The following is a 17,912-nucleotide window of genomic DNA, read 5'->3' as shown; positions in this document are numbered from 1 at the left end:
TAGGTTTTATGGATTGGCCATTCTTTTTTGCGTTGCTTGGTTTCATTCTCAGCTTCGGTTTTCTTTATTCAGTGTTTGCTATTTTAATGGAAGTTCTTACCTATAATCAATACCGAAAGCGAAAAGAGATTTTCAGTTTAATACTTACTGCTTTTCTTGAGCCTTTTATCTTTCACCCATTTGTTGTTTGGAGCGCAGTACGGGGAAATATTGATCTTATCCGAAAGAAAAAATCATGGGGTGAAATGACAAGACAAGGATTTGCCGGAAAGAAAAAAAATTAGAATCTTCTTCCATAGCCAACTGATCCATAGAGTTGATTACCGAAAGTAGATGGCAGGTATTCATCCCGTGAATAACCAAGCGCAAACTGCAGAATATTTTTTTGCTGCATCGATTTCTTAATCCCCACAACAATCCGGTTGGAGTGTAATTGTTGGTTCGTAGTAAACTGAATATTTCTTGTTTCATCGGGCGATACTCCCGTACCATATTGCAGCCAGGCATAATCGTTCATTTCACCAAAATACCTGCGTGCTGTAAATAGCCCTGCGAAGTTGAAACCGTTATTATCGCTCAGGAAACTTCTTGCCTGTAAAAACCAATTGCCGGTGTAATAACCAACACCTGCAACGCCGATCCATAAATTCTTATCAAAGTATAGATAACGAAAACCTCCTTCAAGTTCGATACTTTTCGGAATATTTACATACAACGAATAACCTGCACGAAACTTTGGAAAAACGGGCATGTCTGCTGAATAGCCAACACCTACATAACTATAAACGTTCTTTGAGAATTTGGGATATGCTTCCAGTTCGCCTTGCCAGCCATTTTGTGAAAGCCGGTTTGCATAATTCAAGCGGCCAAGGATAGCTGCTTTTTTTGTTTCGTGTTTGTATTCAAGCCCGGTAATATGCCAGTCGCTGGCAAATTGTTTATCAAAATGAAAATATTCATACTGAACTGTGAGCGTGTTCTTAAAAACGATGCTATCTGCTTGTTGCGAAGCAGCGACGAAAGGTAGCAGCAAAACCAAAAAGGCAAATGAATAGTTTCTCATACACTTACGGAATAAATAAAGATAAATCTTATCCTGTTACTGCTGTGTAGTAGAAAATAGAAAAGCTTTATTGAATCAATTCTGCTCAATATACTCTTGTAACCTGGCAGTATTCAGAATCTGCGTTTTCTTGCCATCGGTGGCAATTGCTTTTTCTGCTGTGAGTTCATTCATGATCCTGAACAGCGATTCATAAGTAGTACCGGTATAAGAAGCAAGATCCTGTCGGCTGATGGCAAGATTGAGATAGCCATCTTTATCTTTTCCGAATTTATTCTGCAGGTAAAGCAATGCATTGGCAATACGTCCCTTTACATTCATGTGTGCAAGGTTGCGCATACGTTTTTCTGATTCTTTCAGCTCAGCTGCAAAAAACATTAATAAGTTGTATTGAAAATCGGGATTGGTACGCAGCGTACTGTTGAAAAAAGAAAGATCGATATAGCAAACATCAGTTGGCTCCATTGCTGTTCCTGACACAGGATAAACAGTATCGGCACCCAAACCACGGTGACCAACAATATCACCATCTCTTGCAATACGAAGAATAAGTTCCTTCTCATCACTCCAGCGTTTATGCACCTTTACCAGTCCTTTGCTGATAAAGTACATGCCTGTTACTTCTTCGCCTTCAATAAAGAGTTGTTCGCCTTTTTTAAAATGAAAACTTTTGCGGTTGGCATCAAGTGCAGGTAGCCAATCGTGTTGGCATTGTTTGCACATGGTACAGCTTTTCAGGTCGCAGTTCTTTTTGTTTTGCTTCATTCTTTGGTTTTCGTGTTTGCTGCTGCAAAGTAACAGTAAACAGTGGTTGGGTACGTCACAAAAATCGCTTTTGGAAAAGCTGTCCGTTCGTTTGTTCGCTTATAGCAGATGAAAGTAAAGATGGATGAAGTTTTACCACTTCACCAACAATGATGATGGCCGGGTTGCTCATCTCTTCATAACTGGCTTTGAAAAAAATATCTTTCACTGTGCCAATTACTATCTTTTCGTCTTTTGTTGTACCGTTCTGAATGATGGCAACAGGTGTGTCTGCTTTACCATGACTTCGGAAAATATCCATGATGGCTTCCAGTTTACTCATGGCCATTAATATAATAACGGTGGCGCTTGACTGAGCCGCCAATTGTATATCGGTTGATATTTCACCGGAACGGGTAGTGCCGGTTGTTACCCAAAAACTTTCATTAATACCACGACAGGTAAGAGGGATCATTTGCGAAGCAGGCACTGCAATGGCACTTGAAATACCGGGTATCACTTCAACATCCATTCCAGCTAGTCTTGCAGTTTCAATTTCTTCCTGGGCACGACCAAAAACAAACGGGTCGCCACCTTTTAAGCGGACCACGGTTTTATATTTCTGTCCATATTCTACTATCAATGTATTGATTTCTTCCTGCGACAGAGCGTGGCAGCCATACCGCTTCCCAACAAAACGCTTGATGCAGGAAGGGGAGGCATAATCCAGCAGCGCCTCGCTGGCAAGGGCATCATATAATATTACATCGGCCCGTTCCAAAGCACGTATAGATTTTATTGTAATAAGTTCCGGATCGCCTGGTCCGGCACCAATTAAGAGCAATTTAGCCTGAGTCATAAAAATTAAATTAAAATATATGTGACTGAAATCATGTTTCGTTTAATAAAAATACAAAAAATAGGCTTAATTTCATGACAGAAATCATTTAATAGACTACTGAGTGTTCATTTTGCCATAAAAAATATTAAATGATTAAATATTTTAATACGATTGTTTGCTACCATTATTGTTACACTTAAACAGTAAGATTATGAAAGTGGTAGTAATTGGAAACGGCATGGTGGGTTACAAGTTTTGCGAAAAGCTTGTAAAAAAGAACGCAGCCGGTAATATCTCCATCGTGGTTTTTGGAGAAGAAGTAAGACCCGCTTACGACAGGGTTCATCTTAGTGAGTATTTCGCTGGTAAGTCTGCCGACGATCTTTCCCTCGCCCCAAAGGAATGGTATAGTGAAAACGGTATTGTGCTGCATCTTTCTGATCCGGTGGTTTCTATCGACCGGGAAAAGAAAACGGTGTTCTCACACGCCGGTCTCACTGAGTCGTACGATTATCTCATTCTTGCTACCGGTTCGGCAGCATTTGTTCCTCCCATTCCCGGTGTAGAAAAAGAAGGTGTATTCATCTACCGCACAATTGAAGATCTGGAGCTGATGACTGATTGGGCGAAGAAGTCGAAGAAGGGTGCAGTGATCGGCGGTGGTTTGCTGGGACTGGAAGCTGCTAAAGCCATGCTCGATCTTGGTGTTACGGATACGCAGGTGATAGAATTTGCTCCACGTCTTATGCCTCGTCAAATTGATGACGCAGGTTCAAGATTATTAAAATCAAAATTAGAAGACCTCGGTCTTACAATTCATACATCAAAAAACACCACTGCTATTAATGGTGACGATGCGATTAGCAGCATGAGTTTTTCTGATGCCTCTTCATTTGATGTGGACATGCTCGTGATCTCTGCTGGTATTAAACCAAGAGATGAATTAGCAAAAGCTGCTTCATTGGAAGTTGGTCCACGTGGAGGAATTACCGTTAACGACAGCTTGCAAACATCCGACCCTTTCATTTTTGCTATTGGTGAATGTGCCTTACATAAAGGAATGATCTATGGTTTGGTTGCTCCCGGTTATGAAATGGCCGAAGTTGTAGTAACTAAATTAACTGGAGGTGAAAAATCATTTACCGGTTTTGATATGAGCACGAAACTGAAACTGATTGGTGTTGATGTTGCCAGCTTTGGTGATCCGTTTGTGAGTGGCGATGGTATAAGAAGTATTGTATTTGATGATAGCGTGAAAGGTGTTTACAAACGTATTAATGTAAGTGCCGACGGGAAAGAATTATTAGGTGGAATTTTAGTAGGCGATGCTGAGCAATACAATATGTTGTTGCAAACCTGCAAAAACAAAGTGGTGTTGCCTCCAAATACAGAAGATGTTATTCTTGGTGCAAGAGGTGGTGAAGGTGACGGTGGTGCAGGTGTAACAAGTTTACCTGACGATGCAGTGATCTGCAGTTGCGAAGCGGTAACAAAAGGAGCAATTTGCGAATCAGTTGTATTGGGTTACGAAACTGTTGATGGCATTAAGAAATGTACCAAAGCAGGAACAGGTTGTGGTGGTTGTGTGCCAATGGTGAAAGATCTGATGATCCATACCATGAAAACACAAGGCAAGGTTGTTCGTAATGTATTGTGCGAACACTTTGATTACAGTCGCCAGGAATTATTTGATCTCATCAAAATAAATGATCTGCGTACTTACGACGCAGTACTGGATAAATTTGGTAAAGGTGATGGCTGTGAATTATGTAAACCACCAGTTGCATCTATTCTTGCAAGTTTGTGGAATGAAGTGATCCTGAAAAAAGGAAATGATACAGCACAGGATAGTAATGATCGCTTCCTTGCAAATATTCAAAAGGGTGGAACGTATTCTGTAGTTCCTCGTATTCCCGGTGGAGAAATTACACCTGATAAATTAATTGTGATAGGACAGGTTGCGAAGAAATATAATCTCTATACAAAAATTACCGGCGGTCAACGTATTGATCTGTTTGGTGCACATCTGAGTGATCTTCCAAATATCTGGGAAGAATTAATTGAAGCCGGTTTTGAAAGCGGACATGCTTACGGTAAAAGTTTACGTACAGTAAAAAGTTGCGTAGGTAGTACTTGGTGCCGATTTGGATTGCATGATAGTGTAAGTTTTGCGATCAGAGTTGAAGAACGTTATCGTGGTCTCCGTTCACCACATAAATTAAAAGGTGGTGTGAGTGGATGTATACGTGAGTGTGCCGAAGCACAGAGTAAGGACTTTGGTATTATCGCTACAGAAAAAGGCTGGAACCTCTATGTGTGTGGCAACGGTGGTAGTAAACCTCAACATGCATTGTTACTTGCTTCCGATATTGATGAAGAAACATGTGTGAAATATCTCGATCGTTTCTTAATGTTTTATGTAAAAACTGCTGATCCGTTAACACGTACAGCTACATGGTTAAATAAGATGGAAGGTGGTATTGATTATCTGCGTTCAGTTGTTGTGCATGATGCATTAGGCATGAATGCGGAGTGGGAAGCTGCGATGGAAAACCATGTAAACACTTATGAGTGTGAATGGAAAGCTGCGATTGAAACGCCTGAATTACGCAAACGCTTTAATCACTTTGTAAATGCACCTGAAGTGAAAGATCCAACAGTGGTGTTTGATCCAATGCGTGAACAGAAGCGTGCGAAAGAATGGAAATAAAGATTTTTGGTTTTGAATAATACGGTTGCCGCCATATAGAAAATTGCTTTTAACCTCCGAATAATACTCCAAACGAATTTTCGATGATTGATTGCTAAGGCCCCAATGGCCACTTTTCTGCGATTGCCTGCATATAAAAAAAGGAAGCTCTAGTCTGTTGTGTAAACACTTGTTTCATCAGCAGGTATTATTAACTCCTTTAAGTACTAAATATATGATCGCAGAAAAAACAATTACCTGGTTTGCTGCCTGCAGAGTATCAGATGTTCCTGCAAACGGTGGCGTGTGTGTAAAATACAACGACACACAGATTGCACTTTTCCATTTTACACGGAGAGATGAGTGGTATGCCACACAAAACGAATGCCCGCATCGTCAGCAAATGGCGTTGAGCCGTGGTATGATCGGTACACAAAACGAAGAACCGAAAGTTGCCTGCCCCTTTCACAAAAAAACATTTTCATTGGTTACAGGCGAATGCCTGAGTGGCGATGAATGCGCTATTAAAACCTACGAGGTGAAAGTGGAAGAGGGCATGGTCTACATCGGCATTGAAGATTAATAAAACATTATTTCAAAACCAAAACTGAAGAATAAATGAAGAGAAAGTAAACTAATTATTCAGCAAAGCTGAAAAAAATAGCCCGGCAGATGGCAGTCTAACCGGGCCGTATGATTCCAGGATTTATCACCTTAAAATCGACCAAAATTAACATGAAAAATTTTAAAACAACACGAATAATCTTTTTAAGCTTGATGCTACTCGCTTATTGCACAACAAAGGCACAGTTTACATTATCAGGCCAGCTCCGCACACGTACTGAAGTGCGTAACGGTTTGGGCAACCTTGTATTGAAAGGTTCGAAACCCGCCGTGTTCACTTCACAACGTACAAGATTGAATTTTGGCTATAAATGGGACAGGTTAACTTTTGGTGTGGCGGTACAGGATGTTCGTGTTTGGGGACAGGATGCATCTACTATTTCAAATGCAGATGGTAACCGTTTTATGCTGCACGAAGGTTGGGCAGATCTTACATTGTTCAACGTTGCAGATACTACCATCAGAGCAAAAGGTATTGACCTGATGAGCCTCAAAGTAGGTCGCCAGGAATTAATTTATGATGATGTTCGTTTGATCGGCAACTTAGATTGGTTGCAACAAGCCCGCCGTCATGATATGGCATTGTTGAAAACAGTTCACAAAGGATGGCAGATCGACATCGGTTATGCGTTCAATCAAAACACAGATGCATTTGGATATACAGGAACAGGTTATGTTCCATCCAATGTACCTGCTTATGTAAAAAACTCATTGGGTACGTTAGTTCCAACACCTGCAGGTATGTTACCAATGGCAACAGCGGGCAGTGCAAGTAATAACAGCAGCAAAACAGGTGCGCCTGTCTGGATGAATCCTCCCACAACAAATGGTGGCAACCAGGATTACAAATCATTTGCAAGTTTGTATATCAGCAAAAAAATTAAGCAGACTAAATTCTCTACTCTTTTCTTCAATGATAATTTCGGTAAGTACAAACTTGATTCAGCAGGCAGTGACGCCACAGGTTATGTATATGGTCGTCGTTTTGTTTCATCAGGCGCATCAGATGCGTTCAATTATAAAGGAACCAATCAACGTTATACGTATGGTTTAATGATCAACCAAACAATGGGTAATGCATCCGGTTTTGGAAAGATCGCATTCCAGGGAGCATTCTATGCGCAAAGTGGTAAGAACCGTGATGGCGTGAAAATGAAAGAAGCCTATCACTATGCATTGTCTGCAACTTATCAAAAAGGAAAGATCAGCGTAACACCGGGTTATGAATTCTTAAGTGGTAACGATGCAACAACTGCAACAGATGAAAAGTTTGATCCATTATATGGTACACCACATCGTCATTGGGGTTACATGGATTACTTCTATGTTGGTACAGGTTCACCGGCAGGTGGTTTAAAAAATCCTTACCTCAAAGTGAAATACACAGGCACGACTTTAACAGCCGGCGTTGATTTTCACTTGTTCTCTATTGACAAAAACATGAAGAGAGCTGATGGCTCCTTCATTGGAAAAGATCTTGGTAACGAACTTGATTTCCAGTTGAACTACAACATGAACAAGTTCACCAATATAGAATTGGGTTATTCAATCATGAAAGCAACCGGCAGCATGGCTATTGCAAAAGCACAGGCAACAACTGATGCAGCAGCAGCTAATTACAGGAAAACAGGCAATTGGTTTTATGCGATGATTCGTTTCTCGCCTGATTTCTTTTACGCAAAGCCGGTAGCAATTAAACAGTAATGATGTGATGAATGAACAGAAGAGGTAATGATTAATAACACTTAAAACGACAAACAAATGAAACTCTCAATAAAAAAACTGGTTCTTTTTTCAGCAATGGCGCTGTTGCTTACAGGCATGTTCGCCTTTAAGCTTTCTACGCCTTCACGTAAAATAAAATTGGGGTTTATTCCTCTTACCGATTGCGCACCGCTGGTAGTGGCAAAAGAACTCGGACTCTTTGCGAAGTATGGAGTGGATGTGGAACTTGAAAAACAAGCATCATGGGCAGTGGTACGTGATAAACTTCTGAATGGTGAATTGGATGGTGCACATTGTTTATTCTCAATGCCACTTTCAGTTTATACAGGTGTTGGTGGTAAAGCAGGTTCAGAAATGAAAATCGCCATGGTGTTAAATAACAATGGACAGGCAATCACCTTATCAAAAGATTTTTGCGGACAGGTTGGTTTTAAACAAGTGAACAAAGCCGCTGCTGCAGTTAAAACAATACAGGGAAGAAAGGAAGTAACCTTCGCCCAAACATTCCCCGGCGGCACGCATGATATCTGGTTACGTTACTGGATGTCGGCTGCAGGTATCAATCAAAAATCAGTTGGTATCATTACCATTCCTCCTCCGCAAATGGTAGCGAACATGCGTGTTGATAATATGGAAGGGTATTGTGTGGGTGAACCATGGAATGGTGTTGCAGCTGCACAGAACATCGGCTTCACACATATTTCAACACAGGATCTCTGGAAGAATCATCCTGAAAAAGCATTGGTTGTGAACTCAGCTTTTGCTTCAGCTAACAGAGAAGATCTGAAGAAAATAATGAAAGCAATTGTTGAAGCGTGTAAGTGGCTCGATGTAATGAGCAACAGATCAAAGGCTGCTTCATGGCTTTCCAAACCAAATTATGTAAACGCTCCTTTGCAGGTAATTGAAGCAAGATTGAAAGGTTCATACGATCTCGGTTGCGAGTTGGGTGTTCAAAAGTATAAAGATGATTACATGACGTTTTATAACAATGGTATTGTAAACATGCCGAAGAAATCATACACAGCATGGTTTCTTGCACAGTACGTTCGTTTTGGTTATTTAAAAACTGAACCGAATTACAAAGCCATTGCAGAAAAGTTGGTGTTGGACGATCTGTTTGCAGAAGTAGCAAAAGAAATGGGTATACCGGTGCAAACTGATATGCAGGTGATCAAAACAAATTTTGATGTGGCATTTGATCCAAACAATGTATCGGCTTATTTGAAGACAACAAAACATTAAAAAAGGTGAGTGGTCAGTGGTGAGTTGGTAGTAATGAATCACCGCTGACGATCACAATAAAATATTTACGATGAAAAATTTCTTTTCCATAAAAACGCTTCTTTCAGCGGTCTACTTTTTAGGTGGGCTTGCGCTGATGGGTGGTATATGGGAATTAATTGCAGCTATCACTAAACATGAGATCCCAACACCGGCAATGACTTGGGAAGTGTTTAAGGAAGTCATGCAAAATCCCATGCAGAACGATCCTGATTATAAAGGCATCGGTGTAAAATTGATCAGCTCGCTAAGCCGTGTAGGAATTGGTTTTGGGTTTGGCAGTTTATTCGCTATCCCAATTGGTTTAATCATGGGTTCAAATAAAATTACCATGAACATCATTAATCCAATGGTGCAGATCCTTCGTCCTGTTTCGCCATTGGCATGGTTCCCGTTGGGTCTTGCCATTTTCCAGGATTCACCACAGGCCAGCATCTTTATGATCTTCATTTGCTCATTGTGGCCAACACTGATCAATACAGCATTTGGTGTATCACATATTCCGCAGGATCATAAAAATGTTGGAAAAGCATTTGGTTTCTCCCGCTGGAAATACATTACAAAAATTGTGTTGCCTTATACATTCCCACACATCTTAACCGGTTTGCGTTTGTCAATTGGTGTGGCATGGATGGTGATTGTAGCAGGAGAGATGTTGTCTGGTGGTATGGGGCTTGGATATTTTGTTTGGGAAGAAGGATTTAATGGTGGCAGTGTTGCAAAGATCCTAGTAGCCATCATCATCATTGGTATTGTTGGGTTATTGCTCGACAGAATTTTTATGGCTTTGCAAAAGCGTTTCAGCTTCGCAGCATAAAACTTAAAACGGATGTTTATGAATAAGAAAAATATAACAACAGCTTTACTGGTAGCAGTGATCGTTGGAACTATTCTGAATATAATAAACAGCTATGAGGTGATCATGAACGGAACATTTACAGGTAAGAACATGCTCAGGATCATGCTTACTTACATTACACCGTTTTGTGTGTCGCTTTATTCATCAATAAAAGCTACAAAGCAAAAAGCATGAACGGTGTGATAACAGAAAACGAAATTTTAAATTCTTAACTGAAAAGTTATGGCAACAACATTAGAACTAAGCCCACGGGTGGTTGAAATAAGCAAGACAGATACTGCTGAGGCAAGCAGTATTGAAATAAATAATGTAACCGTAAGCTTTAAAACACCAACAGGTGTTTATACAGCTGTAAAAGAAATTTCATTGAACGTAAGGAAAGGAGAGATCGTTGCACTCATCGGTCACTCGGGCTGTGGTAAATCAACACTCATGGGCACGATCAGTGGCATGGTGAAACCAACATCAGGTGAAGTGATTGCCAATGGAAATGTAGTTTCAAAACCCGGCCCCGACAGAGGCATTGTTTTTCAAAACTATTCCTTGCTTCCCTGGTTGAGTGTTTATAGTAATATCTACGAAGCTGTTGACGCAGCGTTGAAAGATAAATCAGCAGCAGAGAAGAAAGCATTGGTTGAAAAGAATTTGAAGATGGTGAATCTCTGGTCGCACAAAGACAAACTGCCCGGGCATTTGTCAGGTGGTATGAAACAACGTGTGGCTATTGCACGTGCATTCGCCATCAACCCTAGTATTCTTTTGCTTGATGAACCATTTGGTGCATTGGATGCTTTGACCAAAAGTAATATGCATGTAGAGTTATTGAAACTCTGGAATCTTGATAACAGGGAAAAAACAATTGTGATCGTTACACATGATGTGGAAGAAGCAATTTTCTTAAGCGATCGTGTAGTGGTGATGAACAATGGTCCGGCTGCAACTATAAAAGAAATTGTAGATGTGCCGTTGCCAAGACCAAGAAATAAGAAAGACATTGTTCATGATGAATGTTATATGGCCATTCATGACAGGTTATTAAGCCTGCTGATCGATAAATTTTCAATCAACGATATACATTAATTCATTCTAACACTTAAACAACAGCTGATGTCTCAAGCAACATTACAACAACCACTAAGCAAACTCAATATCTTTTCATTGAGTGGTGTACAAATGAGAACCTTCCATATTACATGGCTTACATTTTTTGTTTGCTTTTTTGGATGGTTTGGTTTGGCTCCTTTAATGCCAACTATTAAAGAAGACCTGCATTTAGATAAGTCACAAATCGGAAACATTGTGATTGCATCTGTGTCAGGAACCATCATTGCTCGTTTGCTCATTGGTCGTTTGTGCGATACCTGGGGGCCACGCAAAACATACACTGTGTTGTTGTTGCTTGGCGCAATTCCGGTATTGGGTGTTGGTTTGGCGCAATCGTACACGTCGTTTTTGTTATTCCGTTTAGCGATCAGCGTAATTGGTGCGTCATTCGTGATTACACAGTTTCATACATCCATGATGTTTGCGCCAAATATTAAAGGCACAGCAAATGCAGTTGCTGGTGGTTGGGGTAATCTTGGTGGTGGTATCACCAACATGGTGATGCCGTTGATCTTTGCAGCCATTGTTGGTTTTGGTTATACCAAAGGAGAAGCATGGCGTTATGCGATGATCGTTCCCGGTGTAATGATGTTGGTTGTTGCATTTTTGTATTTCCGTTATACAAAAGATACACCTGCCGGTAACTACGATGAAATTCAACGTGAAGTAAAAGTAAAAACCAAAACTGATTACAGCGTTTTGAAAGACTGGAGAGTTTGGTCACTTGCATTAGCATATTCTGTTTGTTTTGGAATGGAAATTACATTCGACAATATTGCGGCACTTCACTTTGTGCAGGAGTTTAAATTATCACAAAGCAGTGCAGGTTTTTGGGCCGGTGTGTTTGGTTTCATGAACATTTTTGCACGTGCACTCGGCGGCATCTTTGCAGATAAGGTTGGCAGAAAATATGGCATGCGTGGTAAAGGATTATTACTTGCTGCTGTATTGTTGCTTGAAGGTGCAGGATTGATGTTGTTTGCGCAAGCCGGTTCATTTACGATGGCTATCATCTCCATGATCTCTTTTGCATTGTTTTTGAAAATGGCGAATGGTGCAACATATGCTATTACTCCCTTTGTAAATGAAAAGAATGTTGGTTTGGTGAGTGGTATTGTTGGTGCAGGTGGTAATGTCGGCGGTATGTTGTTTGGCTTCCTGTTTAAAAGTAAAAACATTACATACGTTGATGCATTCGGTTATATCGGTATGATCGTAATGGGTGTATCGTTATTGGTATTGGTAACAAGATTTACGAAGAAAGAAAAAGTGGCAGAATTGAATGTGGCGTTGGAGAACGCAGCGTGATGATTTATTAAAGATTGTCTGCAAATAAAAAAGTAGCGTGAAGGAAACGAATGAACATACTATGGATCTAAACAGCGCAGGAAGTACTGCAGCTAACCTTACCACCTGTTGTTATTGTGGTGTGGGTTGCGGTATTGTTACCAGTAAAGATAAATTGGGTCGTTTGCATGTGGAAGGCGATAAGAACCATCCCGTAAACAAGGGTATGCTTTGCAGCAAGGGAATGAACCTGCATTATACTGTGAATGATCGTACAGATCGTTTGCTTTATCCCGAGATGCGTTACAACCGTAACCAGCCCCGTCAACGGGTTACATGGGATACAGCATTGGAACGCACTGCAAAAGTGTTTGCAACATTAATTGAAAAGTATGGTCCTGATTCGGTTGCATTTTATGCATCGGGACAATGTTTAACAGAAGAGTATTATGTGATCAATAAACTCATCAAAGGATTTATTGGCAGTAATAATATCGATACCAACTCCCGTCTTTGCATGAGCAGTGCGGTAGTTGGTTATAAAATGAGTTTGGGTGAAGACAGTGTGCCGGTGAGTTATGATGATCTTGAATTAGCTGATGTAATTTTTGTAGCCGGTGCAAATCCTGCCTGGTGTCATCCCATTTTATGGAGAAGAGTTGAAGCTGCCCGTGAAAAAAATCCCGATCTAAAAATCATCGTCAGCGATCCACGCAAAACACAAACCTGTTCTATTGCCAATGTGCATCTTCAATTAAATCCTGGAACGGATGTAACACTGCATCATGCAATAGGTCGTGTATTGATCGAGAACGGCGATATTGATCTTGACTTCATTGCTAATCATGCAGAAGGCTTTGAAAAATACCGTGACACTGTATTTGAACGCACCATTGCTGAAGCAGCGATCATTTGTGGTGTTGCTGAAAAAGATATTCGTTTAGCAGCTTCTTATATTGGTAAAGCGAAAGGTTTTATTACCATGTGGACGATGGGCTTGAACCAAAGTGTAATTGGTGTGAACAAAAACCTTTCACTCATCAACTTAAATTTAATTACTGGACATATAGGAAAACCAGGCTCTGGTCCGTTATCGTTAACAGGTCAGCCAAATGCGATGGGTGGAAGAGAAGTAGGTGGCTTGTCGAATTTATTACCTGCCCATCGTGACCTGTTAAACCCTGAACATCGTGCTGCAGTAGAAAATTTCTGGGGTGTTGCTCCGGGAACGATCGCTGCTAAACCAGGTCTCACTGCTACAGAAATGTTTGAAGCGTTGAATGATGGACGATTAAAAGCCATCTGGATACTTTGCACCAATCCGCTGATCAGTTTGCCTGATGTGCGCATGGCAGAAGAAGGATTGAAGAAAGCAAAGTTTGTGGTAGTACAAGACGTCAGCAATCGCCCCGAGACAATCAGGTATGCCGATGTGCTGTTACCTGCAGCGTCATGGACTGAAAAAGAAGGAACCATGACGAATGCAGAGCGGCGCATCAGCTATCTGAATAAAATTATAGATGCACCGGGTGAAGCGTTGCCCGATGCTGAGATCATTTGCCGCTTTGCAAAAAAGATGGGCTTCAACGGTTTTGATTACAACAGCTTCGCCGAAATTTTTGCAGAACATGTTGCACTCACTGCAGGTACCAATATCGACATGAGTGGATTGAGTTATGAAATTCTGAAAGAGAAACGTTCAGTGCAATGGCCTTATACTTCTTCATCGGAAAGTTATGGCACCAAACGCTTATTTACTGATCGTAAGTTTCATACGCCTTCGCAAAGAGCCATCATTCACTCCTTCAATGATGAGAATCAATCAGAAAAATTAAGCCCTGATTTTCCATTGGTGTTAACAACAGGTCGCATCCGTGATCAGTGGCATACCATGAGCAAAACAGGGAAAGTAAATAAACTCAACAAGCATATTTCAGAATCGTTTTTAGAAATTAATCCTGATGATGCAGCTGAACGCTCCATTAAAGAAAATGATCTGGTGGAGATTTTTAATGGCAGAGGTAATGTAAGGGTGAAAGCAAAATTCACAACCGATATTAAGAAAGGTGTTGTGTTCTTGCCGATGCATTGGGGTAAAGTATTGAACAGCGATTTGAACAGGGCGAATAATCTTACTAATAATTTGGTTGATCCCAAAAGTAAAGAGCCCGATTTTAAATTCTCTGCTGTTGAAGTGAAACTTCATAAGAAAGCAAAACAAAAAATTATTGTGGTGGGTGCAGGTGCAGGCGCCTGTGGTTTTGTACGGAGCTATCGCATGATCAATACAGATGATGAAATAGAAATTTTCAGCAAAGAAGATTTCCCGTTTTACAATCGTGTATTGCTGCCTGATTATATCAGCGGTACGTTGCAATGGCAAAACCTGGTGAAGATGACTGATGCAGAAGAATATGATTACAATATCAAACTGCATCGTGGTGTAAGTATTGCTGAAATTAACAGGGAACAAAAAACAGTAACTGATAACAAAGGAAATATTCATCAGTACGATGTGTTGTTATTGGCAACAGGCAGCCGTGCAGCAATGTTGCGTGATGTGCCTGCGATGCAGGGCATCTTTACCATGCGTAGCAGAACCGATGCGGATAACTTCAAGTATCATGTTGATCCTGCGAAAGGAAAAGTAGTGATTGTTGGTGGTGGTTTGCTGGGGATTGAATTGGCGGCATCACTTCGTGAAGTGGGAGTGGAAGTAACCATTGTGCAACGTATCTCCCGTTTGATGGATCGCCAGCTTGATCCGTTGGGAAGTCAGTTGCTGCACGAAGAGTTAACGGATAAAGGTGTTGATATTTATTATAACGATGAGATTGAACGTTTCCTTGGCGATACAACGGTTACAGGTATTCGTTTAAAGAGTGGTTTGCTTATCGATTGCCAGGCAATTGTGATCGCTATCGGTACTGTGCCGAATATTGAAATTGCAAAAGCAGCTGGTATTGAGTGCAAGCGTGGAGTAGTGGTTGATGAATATCTGCAAACAAATGATCCATCTGTATTTGCTATTGGTGAAATTGCAGAGTTCAAAGGTTTTCTCTATGGCATTACTGCTGCGGCTGAACAACAGGCAGAAATTGTTGCACGCTATTTAGGTGGCGATATTTCCAATTACTATTCAGGTTCATTGCTCATGAATATTTTGAAAATGCATGGCACGGAGCTTTGTTCATTGGGTGAAGTGGAATGTCCGGATGATCCTGCTTATGAAGAAGTGGTGTTTATTGATAAGGCCAAACGCTATTACAAAAAATGTATCATTCACAATGATCGTTTGATCGGTGCCATTTTAATTGGTGATAAGAGTGAGTTCCTTGAATACCGAAACCTCATTGAACAGAAAATGGAGTTGAGTGAAAAACGGTTACAGTTATTACGTTCAGGTAAAGCGCCGGAACCTGTCATTGGTAAACTGGTGTGCAGTTGTAATAATGTGGGTGAAGGAAATCTCATCAACAAAATAAAAGAAGGTTGTAAAGATCATTTGCAATTATGCCAACTCACCGGAGCAGGTATGGGTTGCGGTAGTTGCAGACCGGAAGTAAAAACGATCCTTGAAAACAATCTTCATTCAAACCTAAAAGAAACAGCGCTGGTAGAAAAATGAAAAACAGTTCAACCATAAAGATCAATTTCCGTGGCGGTATTATATCGCCCGGTGATCTGTACAATATACTGGTCGCTGCTACCAAAGTGGGCATTCGTCATGTGAGTTTTGGTTTGCGTCAGCAATTGCTGATCAGTGTTGGTATTGAAGACAGGCAAACATTTTTGGATGAATTGGATATGATCGATATTGCATACGAAGTGGGGAATGTCCAATATCCAAACATTTTGAGTTCATATCCTGCAGAAGAAATTTTCATCAACAATACCTGGCTGAGCGAAGGTGTGTACAAAGATATTTTTGATGGCATCGACTATCAGCCAACATTAAAAATCAATGTAAGCGACAGTAACCAGAGTTTTACGCCGATGCTCACCGGTAATATCAACTGGGTGGCTGCAAAAGAGTCTGCACATTTCTGGCATTTGTTCATTCGTTTCCCCAAGACAAATGTTATTTACGAATGGGATCACTTGGTGTACACGAATGATGTTGCAAAAGTGTCGAAGGAAATTGAAGAGATCATTCTCCATCACCGTGATCGGTTCTCTGACAATACCGAAGCGCAAGGCGAAACATTAATGAAGCTGGTGCACACAGATCGTTACATTACGAAGCCTGTTGAAAAGCCCGTTCAGTTGCCGGCATTTAATCTACCATACTACGAAGGTTTCAACAAGTATAACAACAATAAATACTGGATGGGTGTGTACAGGAGAGATGAGTTGTTCAGTGTTGATTTCCTGAAAGAAGTGTGCAAGCTTTGTTTGGAGACCAAGATCGGGCAATTGTGCTCAACGCCATGGAAAAGTATTATTGTAAAAGGAATTGATGAAAAAGATAAACTTAAGTGGAGTTTGTTGCTGGATAAATATCACCTCAATGTGCGCCATGCAGCCAACGAATTGAATTTCCAGGTGGAAGATGATTGCAGTGAAGGATTGGCGTTGAAAAACTTTTTGGTGAAACAATTGAATAATGAAGACACACGCACATTTGGTCTTTGCTTTGGTATTAAAACAAGAAGCAAGAGCGAAGTGTTCAGTAGTATACTGGTGAAACGCAAACCCTTGTTGAAACTATTCGGTTGGGAATTGTTGTATGTGTACGATATTCTTTGTGCGAATGATTTCAACCCGAATGCACGTACGGGATTTGTGTTCAGCAGCAACAATCCGAAATTTTTACTCTCTGAACAATTGCGTCGTTCAGTCAATGCATTTTACCAGAACCGTGAAGGCAAGCTTGCACTTGTTGAGAAAGTGTTGCCTGTTAAAAAAGAGGTGGAGAAGAAACCCGCCGCACAATATGTTCATCAATGTACTGATTGCTTAACAGTGTATGATGAAACAGTGGGCGAACCTGAAAATAATATTGCAGCAGGAGTAAAATTCGAATCACTACCCACAGATTATTGTTGCCCTTTATGTGATGCAGGCAAAGAAAGCTTTACAAAAATTGAAAAATCGAAACTGGGTTTACAAACCGTTTAACTCAGCATGTGCATTAAAATTGCGGAAGCAGGTTTTCTGTGCATCGTTCAATTGAATGCTGAACACAGTCAAATGGTCAAGCATAAATTTCATGCTGTGCCTTGTTAAAGATCCGTTTTGTAGCATGTCGAAAATAGTGGCAAGTCCTTTTGCAGTATAGATGGCACATAATGGTTCAGGTTCATGATCGTTCATAAACACATACGCATCATAACCTGGGTTTTGTTTATAAGCAGCAGAAAGTTCTTTGATCAATAGTGGTTCCATTAACGGCATGTCGCAGGCAAATACAAACAGGTCTTCTGTGTTAAACTGCAAATGCGCACTCAACACACCCAGCAATGGCCCATGCAATTGTAACGTAGCAGCATCAACAAACAGATCATCTGCAGCAAACACTTCTGCATAATCATTTAACTGTTGCCTGTTCACAGAAAGTTTTACAGGAATACCTAGTATGCTGAGTTTATCAACAGCAGTTTGCGCCCATGTGTTTGCTTCGAGCTTTAATAACCCTTTGTCGCTGCCCATTCGTGAGCTTTGTCCGCCGCAAAGTATAATACCCGTCATA

Annotated in this window: 14 protein-coding genes and 1 pseudogene; 11 read left to right on the top strand and 4 right to left on the bottom strand. The window is 40.7% G+C overall.

The features are described from left to right. A pseudogene (locus ACO1QW_RS03330) lies at positions 1–284 on the top strand (glycosyltransferase family 2 protein); the annotation flags it as partial. Here the strand turns inward: ACO1QW_RS03330 and ACO1QW_RS03325 are convergent. The 3 genes from ACO1QW_RS03325 to cobA all read right to left on the bottom strand — a co-directional run bounded on the left by ACO1QW_RS03325 (position 281) and on the right by cobA (position 2,666). Then, on the bottom strand, positions 281–1,063 hold the full coding sequence (locus ACO1QW_RS03325) for a YaiO family outer membrane beta-barrel protein (RefSeq protein WP_486255662.1): 783 nt from the start codon (positions 1,061–1,063) through the stop codon (positions 281–283). The pseudogene ACO1QW_RS03330 and the gene ACO1QW_RS03325 overlap by 4 nt on opposite strands. 75 nt (positions 1,064–1,138) lie before the next feature. After that, positions 1,139–1,828 carry a Crp/Fnr family transcriptional regulator gene (locus tag ACO1QW_RS03320; protein ID WP_486255660.1) on the bottom strand — a complete coding sequence of 230 codons (690 nt, stop codon included), beginning with the start codon at positions 1,826–1,828 and terminating at the stop codon, positions 1,139–1,141. Positions 1,829–1,883: 55 nt separating this feature from the next. Then, positions 1,884–2,666 carry a uroporphyrinogen-III C-methyltransferase gene (cobA, locus tag ACO1QW_RS03315; protein ID WP_486255658.1) on the bottom strand — a complete coding sequence of 261 codons (783 nt, stop codon included), beginning with the start codon at positions 2,664–2,666 and terminating at the stop codon, positions 1,884–1,886. 193 nt (positions 2,667–2,859) lie between these two features. Here cobA and nirB point away from each other — a divergent pair, with 193 nt between their 5' ends. From nirB to ACO1QW_RS03265, 10 genes are all read left to right on the top strand, one after another. Further along, positions 2,860–5,358, top strand: a complete 2,499-nt coding sequence (gene nirB, locus ACO1QW_RS03310) for a nitrite reductase large subunit NirB (protein ID WP_486255656.1) — start codon at positions 2,860–2,862, stop codon at positions 5,356–5,358. Positions 5,359–5,572: 214 nt separating this feature from the next. Then, complete coding sequence (gene nirD, locus ACO1QW_RS03305) at positions 5,573–5,920, top strand: nitrite reductase small subunit NirD (protein WP_486255654.1); 348 nt, start codon at positions 5,573–5,575, stop codon at positions 5,918–5,920. A 152-nt stretch (positions 5,921–6,072) separates the two neighbouring features. Continuing rightward, positions 6,073–7,665 (top strand): alginate export family protein, encoded by a 1,593-nt coding sequence (locus ACO1QW_RS03300; protein WP_486255652.1) that lies wholly within the window; start codon positions 6,073–6,075, stop codon positions 7,663–7,665. A 57-nt stretch (positions 7,666–7,722) separates the two neighbouring features. Then, positions 7,723–8,931, top strand: a complete 1,209-nt coding sequence (locus ACO1QW_RS03295) for a CmpA/NrtA family ABC transporter substrate-binding protein (RefSeq protein WP_486255650.1) — start codon at positions 7,723–7,725, stop codon at positions 8,929–8,931. Positions 8,932–9,001: 70 nt separating this feature from the next. Next, on the top strand, positions 9,002–9,787 hold the full coding sequence (ntrB, locus tag ACO1QW_RS03290; protein WP_182805909.1) for a nitrate ABC transporter permease: 786 nt from the start codon (positions 9,002–9,004) through the stop codon (positions 9,785–9,787). 18 nt (positions 9,788–9,805) lie between these two features. Further along, entirely contained in the window at positions 9,806–10,003 is a 198-nt protein-coding gene (gene nrtS, locus ACO1QW_RS03285; protein WP_486255648.1) for a nitrate/nitrite transporter NrtS, read from the top strand. 48 nt (positions 10,004–10,051) lie between these two features. Continuing rightward, a complete protein-coding gene (locus ACO1QW_RS03280; RefSeq protein ID WP_486255647.1) occupies positions 10,052–10,909 on the top strand; it encodes an ABC transporter ATP-binding protein in 858 nt (285 codons plus the stop codon). Between the two features lie 27 nt (positions 10,910–10,936). Then, a complete protein-coding gene (locus ACO1QW_RS03275; protein WP_486255645.1) occupies positions 10,937–12,241 on the top strand; it encodes a NarK family nitrate/nitrite MFS transporter in 1,305 nt (434 codons plus the stop codon). A 61-nt stretch (positions 12,242–12,302) separates the two neighbouring features. Beyond that, positions 12,303–15,848: a molybdopterin-dependent oxidoreductase gene (locus ACO1QW_RS03270; protein ID WP_486255643.1), complete on the top strand. Its 3,546-nt coding sequence runs from the start codon at positions 12,303–12,305 to the stop codon at positions 15,846–15,848. Further along, entirely contained in the window at positions 15,845–17,341 is a 1,497-nt protein-coding gene (locus tag ACO1QW_RS03265; RefSeq protein WP_486255641.1) for a rubredoxin, read from the top strand. Before ACO1QW_RS03270 ends, ACO1QW_RS03265 begins: the two co-directional genes overlap by 4 nt. Here the strand turns inward: ACO1QW_RS03265 and mobA are convergent. After that, complete coding sequence (mobA, locus tag ACO1QW_RS03260; RefSeq protein WP_486255639.1) at positions 17,327–17,911, bottom strand: molybdenum cofactor guanylyltransferase; 585 nt, start codon at positions 17,909–17,911, stop codon at positions 17,327–17,329. The two genes, ACO1QW_RS03265 and mobA, sit on opposite strands and share 15 nt — an antisense overlap. Position 17,912 lies beyond the last annotated feature (1 nt).

It is taken from the genome of Lacibacter sp. (assembly GCF_057361365.1).
The sequence above is the reverse complement of the archived record's forward strand: the minus strand, read 5'-3'. Positions and strand labels throughout refer to the sequence as shown.